This window comes from Bartonella sp. bp_1 (assembly GCF_055808085.1).
This window is the reverse complement of the sequence record NZ_CM147851.1, coordinates 2,141,287-2,158,957: the sequence shown is the minus strand read 5'-3', so window position 1 is coordinate 2,158,957 and position 17,671 is coordinate 2,141,287. Positions and strand designations below refer to the sequence as shown.

Annotated in this window: 17 protein-coding genes and 1 pseudogene; 16 read left to right on the top strand and 2 right to left on the bottom strand. The window is 45.8% G+C overall.

All coding sequences use genetic code 11. From position 1 onward, the window contains the following. Nucleotides 1-3: 3 nt before the first annotated feature. Nucleotides 4-768, bottom strand: coding sequence for a SapC family protein (locus tag ACYZ97_RS10770; RefSeq protein ID WP_473298779.1), 765 nt, complete (start codon nucleotides 766-768; stop codon nucleotides 4-6). A 143-nt stretch (nucleotides 769-911) separates the two neighbouring features. On the opposite strand from ACYZ97_RS10770, the gene rimM reads away from it, so the two are divergent. From rimM to ACYZ97_RS10715, 11 genes are all read left to right on the top strand, one after another. Next, on the top strand, nucleotides 912-1,472 hold the full coding sequence (rimM, locus tag ACYZ97_RS10765) for a ribosome maturation factor RimM (protein ID WP_473298777.1): 561 nt from the start codon (nucleotides 912-914) through the stop codon (nucleotides 1,470-1,472). Further along, nucleotides 1,469-2,176, top strand: a complete 708-nt coding sequence (gene trmD / locus ACYZ97_RS10760) for a tRNA (guanosine(37)-N1)-methyltransferase TrmD (protein WP_473298775.1) — start codon at nucleotides 1,469-1,471, stop codon at nucleotides 2,174-2,176. The genes rimM and trmD overlap by 4 nt, the downstream gene beginning before the upstream one ends. A 193-nt stretch (nucleotides 2,177-2,369) precedes the next feature. After that, entirely contained in the window at nucleotides 2,370-2,822 is a 453-nt protein-coding gene (gene rplS, locus ACYZ97_RS10755; RefSeq protein WP_473298773.1) for a 50S ribosomal protein L19, read from the top strand. A 239-nt stretch (nucleotides 2,823-3,061) separates the two neighbouring features. Beyond that, on the top strand, nucleotides 3,062-4,471 hold the full coding sequence (leuC, locus tag ACYZ97_RS10750; RefSeq protein ID WP_473298771.1) for a 3-isopropylmalate dehydratase large subunit: 1,410 nt from the start codon (nucleotides 3,062-3,064) through the stop codon (nucleotides 4,469-4,471). A gap of 146 nt (nucleotides 4,472-4,617) precedes the next feature. Beyond that, nucleotides 4,618-5,085, top strand: a complete 468-nt coding sequence (locus ACYZ97_RS10745; RefSeq protein WP_473298769.1) for a GNAT family N-acetyltransferase — start codon at nucleotides 4,618-4,620, stop codon at nucleotides 5,083-5,085. 396 nt (nucleotides 5,086-5,481) lie between these two features. Further along, nucleotides 5,482-5,883, top strand: a complete 402-nt coding sequence (gene sdhC / locus ACYZ97_RS10740; protein ID WP_473298767.1) for a succinate dehydrogenase, cytochrome b556 subunit — start codon at nucleotides 5,482-5,484, stop codon at nucleotides 5,881-5,883. A 10-nt stretch (nucleotides 5,884-5,893) separates the two neighbouring features. Continuing rightward, a complete protein-coding gene (sdhD, locus tag ACYZ97_RS10735; RefSeq protein WP_473298765.1) occupies nucleotides 5,894-6,280 on the top strand; it encodes a succinate dehydrogenase, hydrophobic membrane anchor protein in 387 nt (128 codons plus the stop codon). Between the two features lie 3 nt (nucleotides 6,281-6,283). Then, on the top strand, nucleotides 6,284-8,128 hold the full coding sequence (sdhA, locus tag ACYZ97_RS10730; protein ID WP_473298763.1) for a succinate dehydrogenase flavoprotein subunit: 1,845 nt from the start codon (nucleotides 6,284-6,286) through the stop codon (nucleotides 8,126-8,128). A 14-nt stretch (nucleotides 8,129-8,142) separates the two neighbouring features. After that, a complete protein-coding gene (locus ACYZ97_RS10725) occupies nucleotides 8,143-8,922 on the top strand; it encodes a succinate dehydrogenase iron-sulfur subunit (protein WP_473298761.1) in 780 nt (259 codons plus the stop codon). A gap of 61 nt (nucleotides 8,923-8,983) precedes the next feature. After that, the gene (locus ACYZ97_RS10720) at nucleotides 8,984-9,910 is read left to right on the top strand and encodes a DUF3829 domain-containing protein (protein ID WP_473298759.1); all 927 of its coding nucleotides are present in this window, start codon (nucleotides 8,984-8,986) and stop codon (nucleotides 9,908-9,910) included. Between the two features lie 24 nt (nucleotides 9,911-9,934). After that, nucleotides 9,935-10,072, top strand: coding sequence for a hypothetical protein (locus ACYZ97_RS10715; protein ID WP_473298757.1), 138 nt, complete (start codon nucleotides 9,935-9,937; stop codon nucleotides 10,070-10,072). Nucleotides 10,073-10,222: 150 nt separating this feature from the next. Here ACYZ97_RS10715 and ACYZ97_RS10710 read toward each other — a convergent pair whose 3' ends face one another. Then, nucleotides 10,223-11,464 carry a ubiquinone biosynthesis hydroxylase gene (locus tag ACYZ97_RS10710; protein ID WP_473300693.1) on the bottom strand — a complete coding sequence of 414 codons (1,242 nt, stop codon included), beginning with the start codon at nucleotides 11,462-11,464 and terminating at the stop codon, nucleotides 10,223-10,225. 106 nt (nucleotides 11,465-11,570) lie between these two features. On the opposite strand from ACYZ97_RS10710, the gene ACYZ97_RS10705 reads away from it, so the two are divergent. The 5 genes and pseudogenes from ACYZ97_RS10705 (at nucleotide 11,571) to ACYZ97_RS10685 (ending at nucleotide 17,654) form a co-directional block, all read left to right on the top strand. Then, a complete protein-coding gene (locus ACYZ97_RS10705) occupies nucleotides 11,571-12,434 on the top strand; it encodes an acyl-CoA thioesterase (RefSeq protein ID WP_473298755.1) in 864 nt (287 codons plus the stop codon). Nucleotides 12,435-12,491: 57 nt separating this feature from the next. Next, nucleotides 12,492-12,836 (top strand): annotated as a pseudogene (locus ACYZ97_RS10700) (P-II family nitrogen regulator). A 321-nt stretch (nucleotides 12,837-13,157) separates the two neighbouring features. Then, the gene (locus ACYZ97_RS10695) at nucleotides 13,158-14,333 is read left to right on the top strand and encodes an ammonium transporter (RefSeq protein WP_473300692.1); all 1,176 of its coding nucleotides are present in this window, start codon (nucleotides 13,158-13,160) and stop codon (nucleotides 14,331-14,333) included. A 207-nt stretch (nucleotides 14,334-14,540) separates the two neighbouring features. Further along, the gene (locus ACYZ97_RS10690) at nucleotides 14,541-16,916 is read left to right on the top strand and encodes an FtsK/SpoIIIE family DNA translocase (RefSeq protein ID WP_473300691.1); all 2,376 of its coding nucleotides are present in this window, start codon (nucleotides 14,541-14,543) and stop codon (nucleotides 16,914-16,916) included. A gap of 150 nt (nucleotides 16,917-17,066) precedes the next feature. Then, entirely contained in the window at nucleotides 17,067-17,654 is a 588-nt protein-coding gene (locus ACYZ97_RS10685) for a LolA family protein (protein WP_473300690.1), read from the top strand. Nucleotides 17,655-17,671 lie beyond the last annotated feature (17 nt).

Genomic DNA, 17,671 nt, shown 5'->3' with positions numbered 1-17,671 from the left:
TTATTAATTTATAGTTGAATCGGGACGCCCATGTTTTTCCAGATGCAGGTTAAAGAGTGATGGCAGTAAATTTAATGAATTTAACTGCGCGAATATCCAGGCAAGAAACCCCTTTTCATGAAATTCTGCCAGTGCATTGCCTTCCAGAAGCCCAAATTTATTTTCGTCAATAGTCCAGAAATCGTATAGGGTTTTTTTCTCGCCCGAAGGATGATTAATCGTAAAGCTTTGCAGTGTAAGCAAATTGTATTTTGTCAGCAGCCACATGAATTCTTTTGTAAATTCAAGTTCATCCGAGAAAGAAGCATTGAATTGGATATGGTCATTTAACGCTTTGCTGTTGCTACCGTCCTCATTAAAAAGCGGTATGCCTTTTTTTGTCGTTAAGGTTGCTGATTTTTTATCAACAAAAAGCGTATATTTGTGTCCATCAGATCCGGGCCCGGATATAAATGGGTAACAGCGGATAAAGGCTGGAATATAGATATTCTCTAGCCATTTTCCTTTATCGTCAATAAAATCGTTTTTATGATTGGTCAGACCGAGAATGGCAACAACATTCAAAGTTCCCGTTTCGGCAGCTTTTTGATCACCCATGAATAAAATCGGATAATATTGGGACGCAGATGGCATTTCGGTTCCAGCAAGCGGACAGAAATGTGTATCTGCAGCAAAGAGCATATCTGTGGCTGGTGCATACTTTAGATCTTTATGTTCTTCGCGTGATAGCGGAACAATCTCGTCATAAATCAACATTGTTTTGGGCATGACCGGATCTCCATCTTAATGTTTGTTGTTTTGAACTATTGTTATTGTTTATGGCAGCAGCTTATTAAAATTGGATTTATCTTGTTTCTCTTGGCAGGTTTTTATTTTACAAGCGAGATATTGGCAGAGGCAGATGGCAAATTATGGGCAAGTTGAAAAATCCGGTTCAGATGGCGGTTATTGGTGCAGCGCACGGAATCAAGGGTGAGGTCAGGGTTAAATCCTTTACTGATGATCCAATGTCTTTGGGACAATATGGTGCGCTTTATGATGACAGGAGCCGCGTGTTCCAGATTGAAAATATACGTCCACAAAAAGATATGCTGGTTGTTCGCTTTAAGAATATTACAACGCGAAACGATGCTGAATTGTTGAATGGGTTGCCGCTTTTTATAGAGCGTGACCAGTTGCCGGATGATCTTGAGGAAGAAGAGTTTTATCAAACTGATTTGATAGGTCTTATTGTGCGTGATGAAGCCGGTGCCGATTTTGCTGTTGTTTCGGGTTTTTTTAATTTTGGCGCGGGTGATTTATTGGAGATTAAAATCAAGGGTAAAAAGCCTGTATTCATTCCTTTTACAAAGGCCGCTGTTCCGCATATTGATGTGCAGGCAGGTTTCATGACAATGGATAAAACAGCAGCAGGATTGGTTGATCTGGATGATGAAACCGGTAAGGATCAAGAAGAAAGCGGTATGATATGAGTTTTCATGCCCGTGTTTTGACGCTTTATCCTGAAATGTTCCCGGGCTCTTTGGGCCAGTCCATGGCTGGGAGGGCGCTAGAGAAAAATATTTGGTCACTTGAGACTGTTCAAATTCGTGATTTTGCTCATGACCGTCACCATAACGTCGATGATACGCCGGCAGGGGGCGGTGCAGGTATGGTGATGAAGCCGGATGTGCTGGCTGCTGCCATTGATGCGGTCGATGACGGTTGCCCGCGGTTTTTGATGAGTCCACGGGGGCGTCCTTTTGATCAAGAGATGGCGCGTACACTTGCGGCAGGTCAAGGTGTAAGCTTGATTTGCGGGCGCTTTGAAGGTGTTGATGAGCGTGTCATTCAAACCCGTAATCTCATTGAAATCTCGATTGGCGATTATATTTTGTCAGGCGGTGAAATAGCGGCTCTCGTGATACTTGATGCGATTGTGCGATTATTGCCCGGTGTGATGGGTAATGCGCTTTCGGGTGAGAATGAAAGTTTTGAGGCCGGTCTTTTGGAATACCCCCATTATACAAGACCGGCAGTCTTTGAAGATATACCGATTCCGGAAGTGCTGACATCGGGCAATCATCAGGCCATTGAAGCATGGCGCAAGGCGCAGGCTGAGCAATTGACGCGTGAAAGACGTCCTGATTTATGGGCGCAGTATTGTAAAAATGCTAATAAATCAAAAGAGTCTTGAAGCTAAAGCTTGATTCAATAAACATGATCGTGTATTGGCGGACAACGTTTTCAGAAGGAAGACTTCTGTATCCGGAAAACCAATGGACTGTGAATACGCTCCTGCTTACGGGCATAGCGGGTCGAACAAGAGATTTGACCTTGCAAGTGTAGAGCGCTCTGACTGTTCGAGAAGAACATGAAGGATTGATAAAATGAATATTATTGCGCAGCTTAATGCTGAACAGATGGCAAAAATTGAAGCTAAGCGTACATTGCCGGATTTCCAGCCCGGTGATACAGTTCGTGTATCGGTACGTGTGACTGAAGGAACGCGTACCCGTGTACAGGCTTATGAAGGTGTTTGCATTGCCCGTTCCGGTGGTGGTTTGAATGAAACCTTCACTGTCCGTAAGATTTCTTACGGTGAAGGTGTTGAACGTGTATTCCCGATCTATTCGCCATTGGTTGAAGGTGTTGAAGTTGTGCGTCGCGGTAAGGTTCGTCGCGCCAAGCTTTATTATCTTCGTGGTCTTACTGGTAAGGCTGCCCGTATTTCGGAGAAAAAAGACAACCGTAAAAAAGTTGCTGTTCCGACAACTGGCAAGGCCGAGACTGTAACTGCCGAGACTGTTGCCGCACCGGTTCCTGAAGCTAAAGAAGAATAGAAATTTCTTGATTGATATTAAGGGCGGCCCAGGTAAACCTGTGTGCCGCCTTTTTTATTTGCCGAAAAAATTGTTTGCAGTCTTTTAAAATCGTTCTAAAACATGACTGTGGCGTATATCGAAAGCCAGAAGTGGTTTTTGGAGTTATATGCGCAATAAACCAAACTTTAATACAGGTTGTGTGAATCTTATAAAACGCAATATGTATTAGATATCATAAAATATTTGAGGAAACTGGGATGAGCGCCGCGCGTACACTCTATGACAAGATTTTTGATGACCATATTGTCGATCGTCAGGAAGATGGCACCTGTCTTCTCTATATTGATCGTCATCTTGTACATGAAGTGACAAGCCCACAGGCTTTTGAAGGCTTGCGTATGGCACATCGTAAAGTACGTCATCCTGAAAGAACGTTGGCTGTGGTCGATCATAATATTTCGACTTCGCCTGAGCGTCATAAAGGAATCACGAACGAGGAAAGCCGTATCCAGGTTGAGGCGCTTGCCGTCAATACCAAGGAATTCGGGGTCGAATATTTTAACGAGAATGACAAACGTCAGGGTATTGTCCATGTTATAGGGCCGGAACAGGGCTTTACGCTTCCCGGCATGACAATTGTTTGCGGAGATAGTCATACGTCAACTCACGGTGCTTTTGGTGCTTTGGCGCATGGTATCGGGACATCCGAAGTCGAGCATGTTTTGGCGACACAGACTTTGATCCAGAAGAAGTCTAAGAATATGCTGGTGCAGGTTGATGGCAAGTTGGGCGAAGGTGTCACCGCGAAGGATCTGGTCTTGGCGATTATCGGCGAGATTGGTACGGCAGGCGGAACAGGTCATGTTATTGAATTTGCCGGTGAAGCAATCCGTTCCCTCTCCATGGAAGGTCGTATGACGATTTGCAATATGACGATTGAAGGTGGTGCGCGTGCCGGATTGATTGCGCCGGATGAAGTGACATTCGATTATATTAAAAGCCGTCCGCGTGCGCCTAAAGGTGCACTGTTGGAACAGGCAATCCAATATTGGAAAACATTGAAAAGCGATGAGGGTGCTCATTTTGACAAGATTATCAAGATTGATGCATCGAGTTTGGCTCCGACGGTGACATGGGGTTCATCGCCGGAGGACGTTGTTGCTATTACTGGTGCTGTACCGGATCCGGAAAAAATTGAAGATGAAACCAAACGCGCTTCGAAAAAACGTGCGTTGGAATATATGGGTTTGACAGCAGGAACCAAGATTATCGATATTAAGGTCGATCGTGTTTTTATTGGTTCTTGTACCAATAGCCGTATCGAAGATATGCGTGCGGCAGCTGCGATTGCCAAAGGCAAGAAGGTTGCCTCCCATGTTTCAGCTATGGTTGTACCGGGATCCGGCCTTGTCAAGGAACAGGCTGAAGCTGAAGGACTTGATAAAGTCTTTATTGAAGCTGGTTTTGACTGGCGGGAACCGGGTTGTTCGATGTGTCTTGCAATGAATGAGGATAGGCTGGAACCGGGTGAACGTTGTGCGTCAACGTCCAATCGTAATTTTGAGGGACGTCAGGGGTATAAGGGGCGTACGCATCTGGTATCACCAGCAATGGCGGCAGCAGCTGCGATTGCTGGGCATTTTGTTGATGTGCGTGATTGGCAATAAATATTGTGTTGTAAGGTCGCAGTGCCAATTGAATTCTTTACGCGGCTACTTTGCCGCTTTAAATAGAAAAAAGAAAAACAGGCGTTTTGCGTTGTTTTTGGTTTCATCACTGTTAAAGTGGTAATTTTAAAAGGGAGACCCGTATTATGGCTTCGACACAAAGCACAGAACCTGCAATTGAAATCAGCCTTCTGCGTTTGAAAGATGCTCGTGTTTTGGCTCCTTTGCTGGCAACTTATGCACAGGCTTTGAAGCGTGGTGCGCCACGCCGGCCCGATGAATTTTATGCTGAACAATTGTTGCAGGATCGAACGGCTGAAGTGATTGGCGCTCATCTTGATAATGAGTTGGTCGGTTTTGTTATTTTTTATGATCTGCCTGAACCTGTATCGGGTTTGCGTGCCGGTCAGGTTGATCATATTCACGTTCATCATGCTTATCAGGGTAAGGGTATTGCTAAGGCGATGATTGATGTGTTGTCGGATAAGGCTGAAGAACGTGGTTGGACAAAGTTGGTCCTCAATGCGCCGCGTTTGCCGGAAGATGGTAAAAAGCTTTATGAGCAGATTGCAGGTAAGGCCGATTGGACAAGTTTTGTAATCCGTTTTGAATAATCTTGTCTTTGCGATTCGCCTATTTTATGCGTTTCAATATGCAGTGTAAAATCTTGATTTTTTTAATCATATTTAATTCAATCGATTAAACTTTAAAATTATAAAAAAAACGATCAAATCATTGAGATTTGATCGCTCAAAATGTGTCTGTGGCTTTGACGTGGATTAAAATCCGCATTAGAACAATAACGAGCCTTGCAGTTGAAGAATTGTTTGGCACCCGTTTGTTTTTGCGTGTGACCTTGAATCCGCGGTCTCAAACTTTCGGCAAAACCGCATTGGGGAGGATATCATTCCAATGCCTTTTCGTTGAACCGGTTTGTCTTATGCAAGATGAAATCGGGGGTTTTGTGGGGATGGAATAGGCCCTGCGATATAGATAGGTCAGGAACGTTCATGAAAGATCAGACAACAACGTCATCGCGTCCGCTTTCCCCCCATGTCCAGATTTATCGCTGGCCGATCACCATGGCGATGTCGATTGCTCACCGTATTTCCGGTGGCGCGCTTTATTTCGGCACTGTTTTTTTATTGGTGTGGTTGGTCGCTGCTGCATGTGGTGAAGAGGCATTCAATACTGTTAATACTATTTATGGATCATTTATTGGTCGTTGCATTCTTTTTCTTTATACGCTCGGTCTCGTTCACCATTTGGTTGGCGGTGTGCGCCATCTTTTCTGGGATACTAAAACATGTCTACTTGAAAAGCATGTGGCAACGAAAACGGCATGGGCGACTGTATTTATTTCTATTTTAGTGGCGCTTCTTATTTGGATCGTCGGCTATATGGTCCGTTAAGGAGGGTGCCATGAAAAAAGATTTCAGACCGCCTTTAGCTAAAGTACGCGGTCTTGGTTCGGCCAAGAGTGGAACCCATCATTTCTGGATGCAGCGTGTAACGGCTTTTGCCAATATTCCGCTTTTCATCTTTTTTATTGTGTTGATTGTCGGATTTGTCGGCAAGGATTATGCAACAGTTCATGCGGCCTTGGCTAATCCGGTTATTGCGCTTGTTTTTGCGCTGATGATCATTTCCGGTATTTATCACATGAAATTGGGCATGCAGGTCATAATCGAAGATTATATCCCTAATGAGGGGCTGCGTGTTTTCATGGTCACGCTTAATATTTTCTTTTGTTATCTTATGGGCGGTGCTCTGCTTTTTGCCCTGATTAAAATTGCATTGGGAGGCTGACTGATGGCCACAGCAACAAAAACAAAGTCTGCATCTGCCGGTAAACAGCCCTATCGCTTTATCGATCATAAATTCGATGTTGTGGTGATTGGTGCTGGTGGTTCCGGTTTGCGTGCAACCCTCGGTATGGCTGAACAGGGTTTGAAAACCGCCTGTATCACTAAGGTTTTTCCAACCCGTTCCCACACAGTGGCCGCTCAGGGCGGGATTGCTGCTTCATTATGCAATATGGGGCCTGATAGCTGGCAATGGCATCTTTATGATACGGTCAAGGGTTCCGATTGGCTGGGTGATACAGATGCACAAGAGTTTATGGTGCGTCAGGCACCACAGGCTGTTTATGAGCTTGAACATTATGGTGTACCTTTTTCGCGTACTGAAGAAGGTAAAATTTATCAGCGCCCCTTTGGCGGTCATACTACAGAATATGGCGAAGGCCCGCCTGTGCAGCGTACTTGTGCGGCAGCTGACCGCACAGGTCACGCTATTCTGCATACGCTTTATGGTCAAAGCCTGAAGCATAATGCGCAGTTTTTCATCGAATATTATGCGCTTGATCTTATCATGACGGACGGTGTGTGTACCGGTGTTGTCGCGTGGAATCTTGATGATGGTACAATTCATCGCTTTTCAGCCAAGATGGTTGTTTTGGCAACCGGCGGTTATGGTCGTTCCTATTTCTCGGCAACTTCGGCCCATACCTGCACCGGTGATGGTGGCGGCATGGTTGCACGTGCTGGTCTTCCGTTGCAGGATATGGAATTTGTTCAGTTTCACCCGACCGGTATTTATGGTTCGGGCTGTCTGATTACAGAAGGTGCGCGTGGTGAAGGCGGTTATTTGATCAATTCGGAAGGCGAACGTTTCATGGAGCGTTATGCGCCATCCTTCAAGGATTTGGCGTCACGTGATGTTGTGTCGCGCTGTATGACGATCGAAATTCGTGAAGGTCGTGGTGTTGGTCCTAAAAAAGATCATATCCATCTTGTTTTGAGCCATATCGATCCTGCTATTCTGCATGAGCGGTTGCCAGGTATTTCTGAATCGGCACGTATTTTTGCCGGTGTTGATGTTACCAAGGACCCGATTCCGGTTCTGCCTACAGTCCATTATAATATGGGCGGTATTCCGACTAATTATTGGGGTGAGGTCTTGAATCCGACGGCTAAGGACCCTGATCGTGTCCAGCCCGGTCTGATGGCCGTGGGTGAAGCCGGCTGTGCGTCTGTTCATGGCGCTAATCGTCTAGGCTCCAATTCATTGATCGATCTAGTTGTTTTTGGTCGTGCAGCAGCAATTCGTGCCGGCGAAGTGATTGATCGTAAGGCACCTATTCCTGAAATCAATGAGGCGGCGGTCGATAAGATCATGGATCGTTTTGATCGTATACGTTATGCCGAAGGGCAGACGCCAACGGCAGTATTACGTGAAAAAATGCAACGTGCCATGCAAGAAGATGCGGCTGTTTTCAGAACGGAAGAATCGTTGCAGCAAGGTTGCAAGCGTATTTCTGAAATTTGGAAAGAATTACCGGATATCAAAGTATCAGATCGCTCCTTGATCTGGAATTCGGATCTGATGGAAACGCTGGAACTTGAAAACTTGATGGCCAATGCGATCACTACCGTTTATTCGGCAGAAGCACGCAAGGAAAGCCGTGGTGCGCATGCACGTGAGGATTATCCTGATCGTGATGACAAGAATTGGCGCAAGCATACGCTTTCCCATCTTTCTGGCGACGGTAAAGTGAAATTAAGCTATCGTGGTGTCCATGTTGATCCGCTGACAAAATTGGAAGACGGCGGCATTGATCCTAAAAAAATTGCGCCTAAGAAGCGCGTTTACTAAGGGGAGACTTTCAAATGGTTCAAATGTCCCTTCCCAGAAACTCGCAGGTTAAACCCGGCAAGACATGGCCGAAGCCGCAAGGCGCAACTCGCCTGACAGAGTTTCATATTTATCGTTGGTCGCCAGATGATGGTGAAAACCCGCGTCTTGATACCTATTTTGTCGATCGGGATGAATGCGGCCCGATGATTCTTGACGGCCTTCTCTATATCAAGAATCATATTGATCCGACTTTGACGATTCGTCGTTCTTGTCGTGAAGGTATTTGCGGCTCTTGTGCCATGAATATTGACGGTTCCAATACATTGGCCTGTATCAAGGGTATGGATGAGGTCAAGCATCCTATTAAGGTTTATCCTTTGCCATCTATGCCGGTGGTCAAGGATCTGGTGCCCGATCTTAATCGTTTTTACGCCCAGCATCGTTCTATCGAGCCATGGTTGCAGACAGTTTCGCCGGAACCGCAGAAGGAATGGTTGCAAAGTCATGATGACCGTTTGAAGCTTGATGGTCTTTATGAATGTATCCTCTGTGCCTGCTGCCAGACATCTTGCCCGAGTTATTGGTGGAATGGCGACCGTTATCTTGGTCCCGCTGTTTTGCTTCAGGCCTATCGTTGGATTGCTGATTCACGTGATGAAGCCAAGGGTGAGCGTCTTGATAATCTGGAAGATCCTTTCCGCCTGTATCGTTGCCATACCATTATGAATTGTGCGCAGACTTGTCCTAAAGGCTTGAATCCGGCCAAGGCCATTGCCGAGATCAAGAAGTTGATGGTTGAACGGCACGTTTAATGTCAGTTATTGATTAATACAAAATGCCGGACATGTTCCGGCATTTTTTATTGGAGGTTCCATGCAAAAACTGGTTTTTATCCTATCAAGTCTTGTTAGTCTTTTTGTGCTCGTTGGTTGTAATGATGACTCGAATAAAAATCAGCCTTCGCCGCAACAGCTCGAGGAGCAGGCTAATATTGAAAAATATAATGCATATGTCTCAGCCTATAATCGCGGGACAGCACGTATCGTTGCAGAGATTGCGAATGATCTTGATGATTTAGAAAAAATCGGCCGCAATAATCCGCCAAGCACAGTTTCTCTTTCAACGCCAGACAATGTTATTGATGGTCTTCGTTTTTTTAAGGAAGCAAAAGATGAGCAGGGTTCTGCACTAGAGCTTGAAGATAAGGTTGATGCGATTATTAGCGCATTAAGCCAAGCCGAACCAACAGCGAAAGAATTGAAAAGCTATATTGAGAGCAAGGGTTATTTGGCTGATCAGGGTAAAAAAGCGCGAGAATTGAAGCAGAAATATAGCGAGGAAATGGAACAGTTGGGTAAGACCCTCATTGCTTTTACTGATTATCTGCAAGAAAAAGAAGCCCGTGAAATCAAACAACAATTCGAGAATGCAAGGTCTGATACAACCTCTTATTATATTAGCGGTCTGCTTTATTATGGCCGTGAAAGTATTCAGGATTTTAAAAGCCTGATGGCTAAACCGCAGGATAAAGATTTGCAGACGGTCTTTGAAGAAAAAATCAATAAAATGGCTGAATTGACTGCCAATTGGAGCAAAAAAGATCTACCTAAATTCTGTATGGTGCCACGTCAGGCTAATAGTTATATTGCCGATGCGCGTGTAGTTCTATCGGTTTTCCGCAAGGGTGATGCAATAAATTCTGATGGTTCTGTCAATGATCGTTTGACTGCCAGCTATTATAAAGCGTTGGTTGGCAAAATGAATGCGACGATCAATGCTATGAATGGTGACGGTTGCTGAGCGCAAACCAAACGGAAAATGTACATGAATATTTTACGGTGTGATAGCCATTGGTCGATCTATGAATATGTTGGGTACTTCAAGCTTGTTCCGTTAGCATTCATTCCTCTTGTCTATCTTTATCTTCTTTTTTCTGATCGTGACCTATTTTGTCCAACGTGATCCCTGTGTTTTCTAAGATAAATATATTGCGAGCATATAAAAGGTCTGGCATCTGGTGATTAAGATATCGTGCTCATTTACACGCAATGTAACGACAACTTCATCGGGTATATTTGGTGTTAAAATAACACGGGTTGATTGGTGAAATAATTAGATGGCCTCGCCGTGTAATAGGCGGGGCGATCCTTTTGTCAGGCCGGCGGCTTCTTCAATCAGATAGCTTTTGAGTTTTGGCATACGGTCGACAAGACCCAATCCCACATCGCGCAATAGACGTAAGGGGGCAATGTCGTTGGAGAACATCCGGTTCAATATATCCGTGGTTGCGCCCATGCGTACTGTTTCGAAACGACGCCAGCTTTCATATTTTTCCAAGGTGGCGAGTGAGCCGATATCAAGGCCGAGGCGCTCTGTTTCGACAATAATTTGTGCAAGGGCAGCCGCATCACGGAATCCGAGATTGAGGCCCTGTCCTGAAATCGGATGAATGCCATGAGCCGCATCACCAGCCAGTGCAAAACGCGGTTTGACGAATTGGCGTGCCAGCGTGAGTCCGAAAGGAAAAGCGCGTTTATCGCCGACTACTTTCAAGGCGCCCAGATGATGACCGAAGCGGCTTTCTAGCTCGGCTTCGAAGACTATATCGTCTGCAGCCATCAACCGTTTGGCATCTTGTTCGAATTCATTCCATACGAGTGATGAACGATTACCTTTCAAAGGCAAAATGGCAAAAGGGCCGGAAGGTAAGAAATGTTCTTCGGCTCGTCCATTATGGGGGCGTTCGTGTTCAACTGTGCACACAATGCCCATCTGGCCATAAGGCCAATAGAGTGTCTTGATTCCAGCACGCTCACGCAGGCTTGAACGTACACCATCTGCGGCAACCAATAGGCGGGCATTATAATGTGTCCCGTCATCTAATGTGATGTCGACTTTCTCATCGGATGTATTGAAGTCTGTCACCTTACGTGCTGCGATAATCGTAATGCCCAGCTTTTCTGCCTTGTTACGCAAAGCAGCATTGAGATGTTTATTTTCCACCATATAGGCAAAGGGCTCACCATCGCCCACTTTGCCGTCAAAGGTTAAAAAAACCGGACGGACAGGATCGCTGGTGCGTGAATCGGTGATTATCATATCATTGATCGGCTGCGCATCACCGACAACGGGTTGCCAGCAGTCGAGGTGATCAAGCATGCGGATAGCGGCAGCGGCAATAGCTGAAGCGCGTGGGTCATGGCGCCATGCATTTTCTGGCGCGGCATCTATCACAAGAATATCAAGTTGGGGTGCAGCTTGTTTGACAGCAACAGCTAAAGTCAGGCCGACATAGGCACCGCCGGCAATGACAAGATCATATTCATATATTTTCAACTGAACGGACTTAGCCATCATTTTCCTTTCAAATCTCCGCACTTTAGCGTGATCATTCTTGACATTGTTACGGCTTCTTGGTTCACCTGACAATATAAAGAAATTTTAAAAGACAGGTTCCACCATGGATACCAAAACCACACCCGTCGAGCAGCTTCTTTCTATCCTTGATCTGCAGATGATAGACCAGAATCGCTATGAAGGTCAAAGCGGGAATTCGCTATGGCAGCGTGTTTTTGGTGGGCATGTCATTGCACAGGCCTTGACTGCGGCGCAAAGAACAGTTGAAGGACGTTATGTCCATTCGCTGCATGCTTATTTTATGCGGCCTGGTAATCCTGATTATCCGATTATTTATGAGGTTGAGCGTTTGCGTGATGGACGCAGTTTCTCGACCCGTCGCGTGGTTGCAAGCCAGCTGGATAAACCTATTTTTACACTTTCCGCGTCTTTTCAGGTGGATGAGGATGGATTGGATTATGAGCGCCCCTTTCCGGCTGATACGCCGCCACCGGAAGAAATTGCCTATACGGAACATCATGCACTGGATCAGGCACCGGAAATGGTGCGCCATTATTGGAATTTGCACCGTCCTTTTCTAATCAGGCCGGTTGATCTGGAAAACTATCTGCAGCGTAAAAATAAACAGCCTTATCAAAAAAGCTGGTTCAGACTTGATGGCAGCATTGTTGAAAATCGTGTGTTGAATGCAGCGATACTGGCCTATCTTTCAGATATGACATTATTGGACACATCACTTTTTGTGCATGGTAAGTCGGTTTTTTCTCCCGAAGTGCAACCTGCAAGCCTTGATCACGCTATGTGGTTCCATCGTCCGTTTAAATTGGATGATTGGCTTCTTTATGAACTGGAAAGCCCCAGTACCAGCGGTGCAAGGGGATTTAGCCGTGGGTTCATCTATACGCGTGACGGCACTTTGGTTGCTTCTGTTGCGCAAGAAGGGCTGATGCGTATTATCGGGGACTAGTTCTGGTTCTCGTACTTTCTCTTCTAACTGTTGTTGGTGTAGTTGGCATGAAGCTTGTTGGTAAGCTTATGCCGAAAGGCTGTTATTAAGCCGTTCAAGTTGGATGAAGTGCGTGAAGCACTCACATCTTTGGGTATTGAGGGGCCGACGATTACGGAAACCAAAGGATTTGGCCGTTAAAAAGGGCATACGGAAATTTATCGGGGTGCCGAATATGCCGTGAGCTTTTTGCCCAAAATCAGGATCGAAGTTGTTGTTGCAACTGAGCAGGCCGATAAAACCGTTGAAATTATGGCAGAAGCCGCCCGTACAGGCCAGATTGGCGATGACAAGACTTTTGTTATGCCGGTCGAGAAAGCCATTCGCATACGCACCGGTGAAATGGATGCAGCTCGCTTTTGATTAAAATAAGCTCATATGTGCAAATTGATTAAATTTTAGGCAAAAATAAGAATATAGCTGGCTTATTTATTTTGAAAGGCGAAAAAAGCCGCCATTCGATGGGTTGGCATGAAACTTGTTTTCAATTGAAGAGATAGGACGCATGGCGTCATCCTTTTCAACGGAGAGGTCTAAATGTTTAAGAGTAAAATTATTTTTCCTTCGATACAAACCATGATTTTGGGCGCTGTCGCTTTGATTGGCGTAACACCTGCTTTTGCGCAAGAAACCCAGATTGTGACCGAAACAGCCCCTGTACTTGATAGCGGGGATACGGCTTGGATGCTGGTATCGACAGCTTTTGTCCTGTTGATGACCATTCCGGGATTGGCTCTGTTTTATGGTGGTATGGTACGCAAGAAAAATGTGCTGACAACGATGATGCAGTCTTTTGCTATTTGCTGTCTGATCAGTGTTCTATGGTATGCGGTAGGCTATTCCTTGGCTTTTGGCGGCGATAATCCCTATTATGGCAATTTCGATCATTTTTTCTTAAAGGGTATCGATTTCAGAGATTTGAATGGAACTTATCCAACCTATCTTTGGATTACTTTCCAGATGGCTTTTGCAGTTATCACGCCAGCGCTGATTACCGGTGCATTTGCTGAACGGATGAAATTTTCGGCGATGCTATGGTTCATGGGGCTCTGGTCTCTTCTTGTTTATGCGCCGATTTGTCATTGGGTCTGGGGTGGCGGATTTTTAGGAACAGATGGTCATGGCGTACTCGATTTTGCTGGTGGCACGGTTATTCATGTCAATGCTGGTGTTGCCGGCTTGGTTTGTGTATTTATTCTTGGTAAGCGTGAGGGTTATGGCACAGTCAATATGGCCCCCCATAATCTGACATTATCCATTATTGGTGCTGCCTTGTTGTGGATTGGCTGGTTCGGCTTTAATGCTGGTTCTGCTGGTGCGGCGAATGAATGGGCCTCTTTGGCAATGCTCAATACGCAGATAGCGACCGCTGCCGCCGCGCTTGGCTGGATGGTTGCGGAGTGGGGTGTCTCGAAGAAGCCAAGTGTTCTCGGTATTATTTCAGGTGCTGTCGCAGGTCTTGTTGCAATCACGCCAGCTGCTGGCTTTGTTGAGCCGATGGGAGCTTTGATTATCGGCATTATTGCGGGGCCTGTCTGTTATGTCAGTGCTGTGTTCTTCAAGCGGTGGCTTGGTTATGATGATTCACTTGATGCCTTTGGTGTGCATGGTGTCGGTGGTCTTGTCGGAGCATTGCTGACCGGTGCTTTTGCGACGGCAGCTGTGGTTGATAATGATGAACTTTTTGCCAAGGTTTCTGTATTGAATCAGGCTTATGGTCTGATTGCAGCCATTATCTATTCGGCAGTTGTCACAGCGATTATCCTTTATGTGATCAAGGCGGTTATTGGATTACGTCCGACAAAATTGCAGGAAATTGAAGGGTTGGATATCTCGTTGCATGGCGAGACTGTCCATTAAACTGGATGTATCGGCTATAAATATAAAAAGCCCGCTTTATGCGGGCTTTTTCATAGCAACTTCTTGATGGTTAATGGGGTGTTAAGACTCTTTTGTTAGAAAACAATAAAGTAATTGTTTTCATGCGATCCATAAAGCGACCTATTCATGAGCCAAACATCGCCGTCTTATGATTTCTCATCTTCTGGCACGGGTTCAAGCCCGCGTCTGTTGGCTATTTTCAGCCGCCAGATTGGTGCATTTTGCGGTATCGGTCTTTTATTGCTTGTCGCTGCCGCCGCTATTGCGCTTGCCACGTGGAATGTCGCTGATCCCTCTTTTTCTTATGCCAATGGTAATCCGGTCACCAATCTTTTGGGTTATCCCGGTGCGGTTTATGCTGATTTATCAATGCAGTTTTTTGGCCTTGCCGGTCTGGCTGCATTATTGCCGCCATTTTTCTGGGCTGTTTTATTGATGGCCCATAAAAATATTTCGCGTTTGATGATGCGTCTTTTATTTTGGTGTTTCTCGGTTGTCATGTTCAGCGGGTTGATTGCGTTGATTCCACCTTTTGCACATTGGCCGATGCCGATTGGTCTGGGTGGGGTTATTGGCGACAAGGTGTTGGGTTTTGCCGCTTTTTTGACATCTGCTTTGCCTACATGGGTTTGTGTTCCGCTAACCGCCTTGGTTTTGGCTCCTTTGTCTTTATGGTCTCTGGCTGTGGCCGGAGGTGCTTTGCGGACAAAACAGAAACCTGCCAAACGTGCTTCCAAGCAGAAAACTCCCATTATCGATGATGACGATGACGATGTTGAAAGTGCTGGCTTCTTTGTTACTTTCAGCGGTTATACCATGCATCTTGTGTTGAGCGCCGGTGCCTTTATCCGTCGTCTTTTTGGTATACGTAAAACCAAAGAATCCTTGTCGGATGATTTGATCATGCCTGATCATGGCGCTCATTTGCGCATTGAACCGGGTTTTGCGAGCTTGAATGCGGTTAATCATCTGCCGGAATTGGATGAAGAGGAAATATCTGTTGCAGATAAGCCGGTGCAACGTCGCCGTCGTCGTCCGGCGGTTGATACGCGTGGTGGTTTCCAGCTTCCGTTGCTTGATTATCTGACGCCGCCACAAGTGATGGAACGGGACCCTGCACTTTCAGACGATGTATTAGCACAAAATGCCGATCTTTTGCGGTCGGTACTGGATGATTTTGGCGTAAAGGGTGAAGTGATACAGGTCCGACCCGGTCCCGTAGTTACGCTTTATGAATTTGAGCCGGCTCCTGGGATCAAATCATCACGTATTATCGGCCTTGCCGATGATATTGCCCGTTCGATGAGTGCTTTATCGGCACGTGTTGCCGTTATTCCCGGTCGTAATGCTATCGGCATTGAATTGCCGAATCCTACACGCCAGACGGTTTATTTGCGTGAAATTATGGAAGCCGGTGAATTTAACCAGTCCAAGGCCAAGCTTGGTCTTGCTTTGGGAAAGACCATTGGTGGCGAGCCGGTGATTGCCGACCTTGCAAAAATGCCGCATCTGCTGGTTGCCGGTACGACCGGTTCGGGTAAATCTGTGGCGATTAACACAATGATCTTGTCATTGCTTTATAAAATGACACCACAGGAATGTCGTCTTATTATGGTTGATCCGAAGATGCTCGAGCTTTCGGTTTATGATGGTATTCCACATCTTTTGACGCCGGTTGTGACCGATCCTAAAAAAGCGGTTGTTGCGCTTAAATGGGCGGTACGCGAGATGGAAGAGCGCTATCGTAAAATGGCCAAGATCGGTGTGCGTAACATTGATGGTTTCAACAGTCGCGTCAAAGAAGCTTTTGCCAAGGGTGAAAATCTATCGCGTACTGTGCAGACCGGCTTTGATCGTGAAACCGGCGAACCGATTTTTGAGACTGAAAGTTTCAATCTTGAGCCGTTGCCTTATATTGTTGTCATTATTGATGAGATGGCCGATTTGATGATGGTTGCCGGCAAGGATATTGAAGGTGCGGTTCAGCGTTTGGCACAAATGGCACGTGCTGCCGGTATCCATGTTGTTATGGCGACACAGCGCCCATCGGTTGATGTGATTACCGGTACGATTAAAGCTAATTTCCCGACCCGTATCTCTTTCTCTGTGACATCGAAAATCGACAGCCGCACAATTTTAGGCGAACAGGGCGCGGAGCAGCTCTTAGGCCAGGGCGATATGCTGTTCATGATGGGCGGCGGTCGTATCCAGCGTGTTCATGGGCCTTTTGTCGGAGATGACGAGGTTGAGGATATTGTCGCCCATTTGAAGGCACAAGGCACGCCTGATTATTTGGAAGCGATTACGCAGGAAGAGGATGAGGTAGAGGAAGGACTTGATAACGCTGCCATGGAAGCTTCGGAAGATCCTTATGATCAGGCCGTTGCTGTGGTATTGCGTGATCGCAAGGTTTCGACATCTTATATCCAGCGTCGCCTTGGTATCGGCTATAACCGTGCTGCTTCCATTGTCGAACGCATGGAAGAAGAAGGTCTGATCAGTCCGGCCAATCATGCAGGTAAGCGTGAAATTCTGGTTCCTGAAGATGAAAGTGTCTTTTGATATCTTGTCAAGCTGCCAAGCACTCTTAGATAAAATAGGAATGACATAGTAGCGCCCTAATGGGCTGATAAGAAGCAATAGATTTTAGAATGATGAAAGAAGCATAGGCGAATGTTGAAATATTTGAAAATCGGTGTGCTGGCGCTTGTGATGTCTTGCCCTATTTCCATCTTGATGATGACGACATCTGCGACTGCCCAGATCGTTGATGCTGATGCCCAAAGAATTGCTAACCATTTTGCTTCGATCAAGACAATGACTGGTGATTTTATCCAGTTTTCACCCAAAGGAGACATGACGGAAGGGACCTTCTATCTCGAGCGTCCGGGTAAAATCCGGTTCCAGTATAAAAATCCAAGTCCTATCCGCGTCATTACCGATGGCAAATCCATTGCTATCAACAATCGCAAGCTTGATACATGGGATCTTTATCAGCTTTCACAAACGCCGATGAAAATGTTGCTGGATGACAGGATTGATTTATCGGGCGGCCGGTTGTTGGCGGTTACAAAAGATCCGGGTGCTGTAACTTTGATTATTGCGGATAAAACATTGGGGTCGGGTAATATTCGTATGATTTTTGATGATAAGACCTATGAACTGCGCCAATGGACTGTTGTTGATAAACAAAATCTGGAGACGACTGTCCAGATCATGAATGTACGCACCGGTGTTAAATTTGCTGATGGTATGTTTACAATTCCCTATCAGCGTATTGCCATGAAAAGACGACAGTGAATAATTTTGGGCCTATT

Excerpts from the sequence above, each read along its gene's own strand:
- ACYZ97_RS10770 (WP_473298779.1), bottom strand. The coding sequence starts at position 768 with ATGCCCAAAACAATGTTGATTTATGACGAGATTGTTCCGCTATCACGC.
- rimM (WP_473298777.1), top strand. The coding sequence starts at position 912 with ATGGGCAAGTTGAAAAATCCGGTTCAGATGGCGGTTATTGGTGCAGCG.
- trmD (WP_473298775.1), top strand. The coding sequence starts at position 1,469 with ATGAGTTTTCATGCCCGTGTTTTGACGCTTTATCCTGAAATGTTCCCG.
- rplS (WP_473298773.1), top strand. The coding sequence starts at position 2,370 with ATGAATATTATTGCGCAGCTTAATGCTGAACAGATGGCAAAAATTGAA.
- leuC (WP_473298771.1), top strand. The coding sequence starts at position 3,062 with ATGAGCGCCGCGCGTACACTCTATGACAAGATTTTTGATGACCATATT.
- ACYZ97_RS10745 (WP_473298769.1), top strand. The coding sequence starts at position 4,618 with ATGGCTTCGACACAAAGCACAGAACCTGCAATTGAAATCAGCCTTCTG.
- sdhC (WP_473298767.1), top strand. The coding sequence starts at position 5,482 with ATGAAAGATCAGACAACAACGTCATCGCGTCCGCTTTCCCCCCATGTC.
- sdhD (WP_473298765.1), top strand. The coding sequence starts at position 5,894 with ATGAAAAAAGATTTCAGACCGCCTTTAGCTAAAGTACGCGGTCTTGGT.
- sdhA (WP_473298763.1), top strand. The coding sequence starts at position 6,284 with ATGGCCACAGCAACAAAAACAAAGTCTGCATCTGCCGGTAAACAGCCC.
- ACYZ97_RS10725 (WP_473298761.1), top strand. The coding sequence starts at position 8,143 with ATGGTTCAAATGTCCCTTCCCAGAAACTCGCAGGTTAAACCCGGCAAG.
- ACYZ97_RS10720 (WP_473298759.1), top strand. The coding sequence starts at position 8,984 with ATGCAAAAACTGGTTTTTATCCTATCAAGTCTTGTTAGTCTTTTTGTG.
- ACYZ97_RS10715 (WP_473298757.1), top strand. The coding sequence starts at position 9,935 with ATGAATATTTTACGGTGTGATAGCCATTGGTCGATCTATGAATATGTT.
- ACYZ97_RS10710 (WP_473300693.1), bottom strand. The coding sequence starts at position 11,464 with ATGGCTAAGTCCGTTCAGTTGAAAATATATGAATATGATCTTGTCATT.
- ACYZ97_RS10705 (WP_473298755.1), top strand. The coding sequence starts at position 11,571 with ATGGATACCAAAACCACACCCGTCGAGCAGCTTCTTTCTATCCTTGAT.
- ACYZ97_RS10695 (WP_473300692.1), top strand. The coding sequence starts at position 13,158 with ATGCTGGTATCGACAGCTTTTGTCCTGTTGATGACCATTCCGGGATTG.
- ACYZ97_RS10685 (WP_473300690.1), top strand. The coding sequence starts at position 17,067 with ATGTCTTGCCCTATTTCCATCTTGATGATGACGACATCTGCGACTGCC.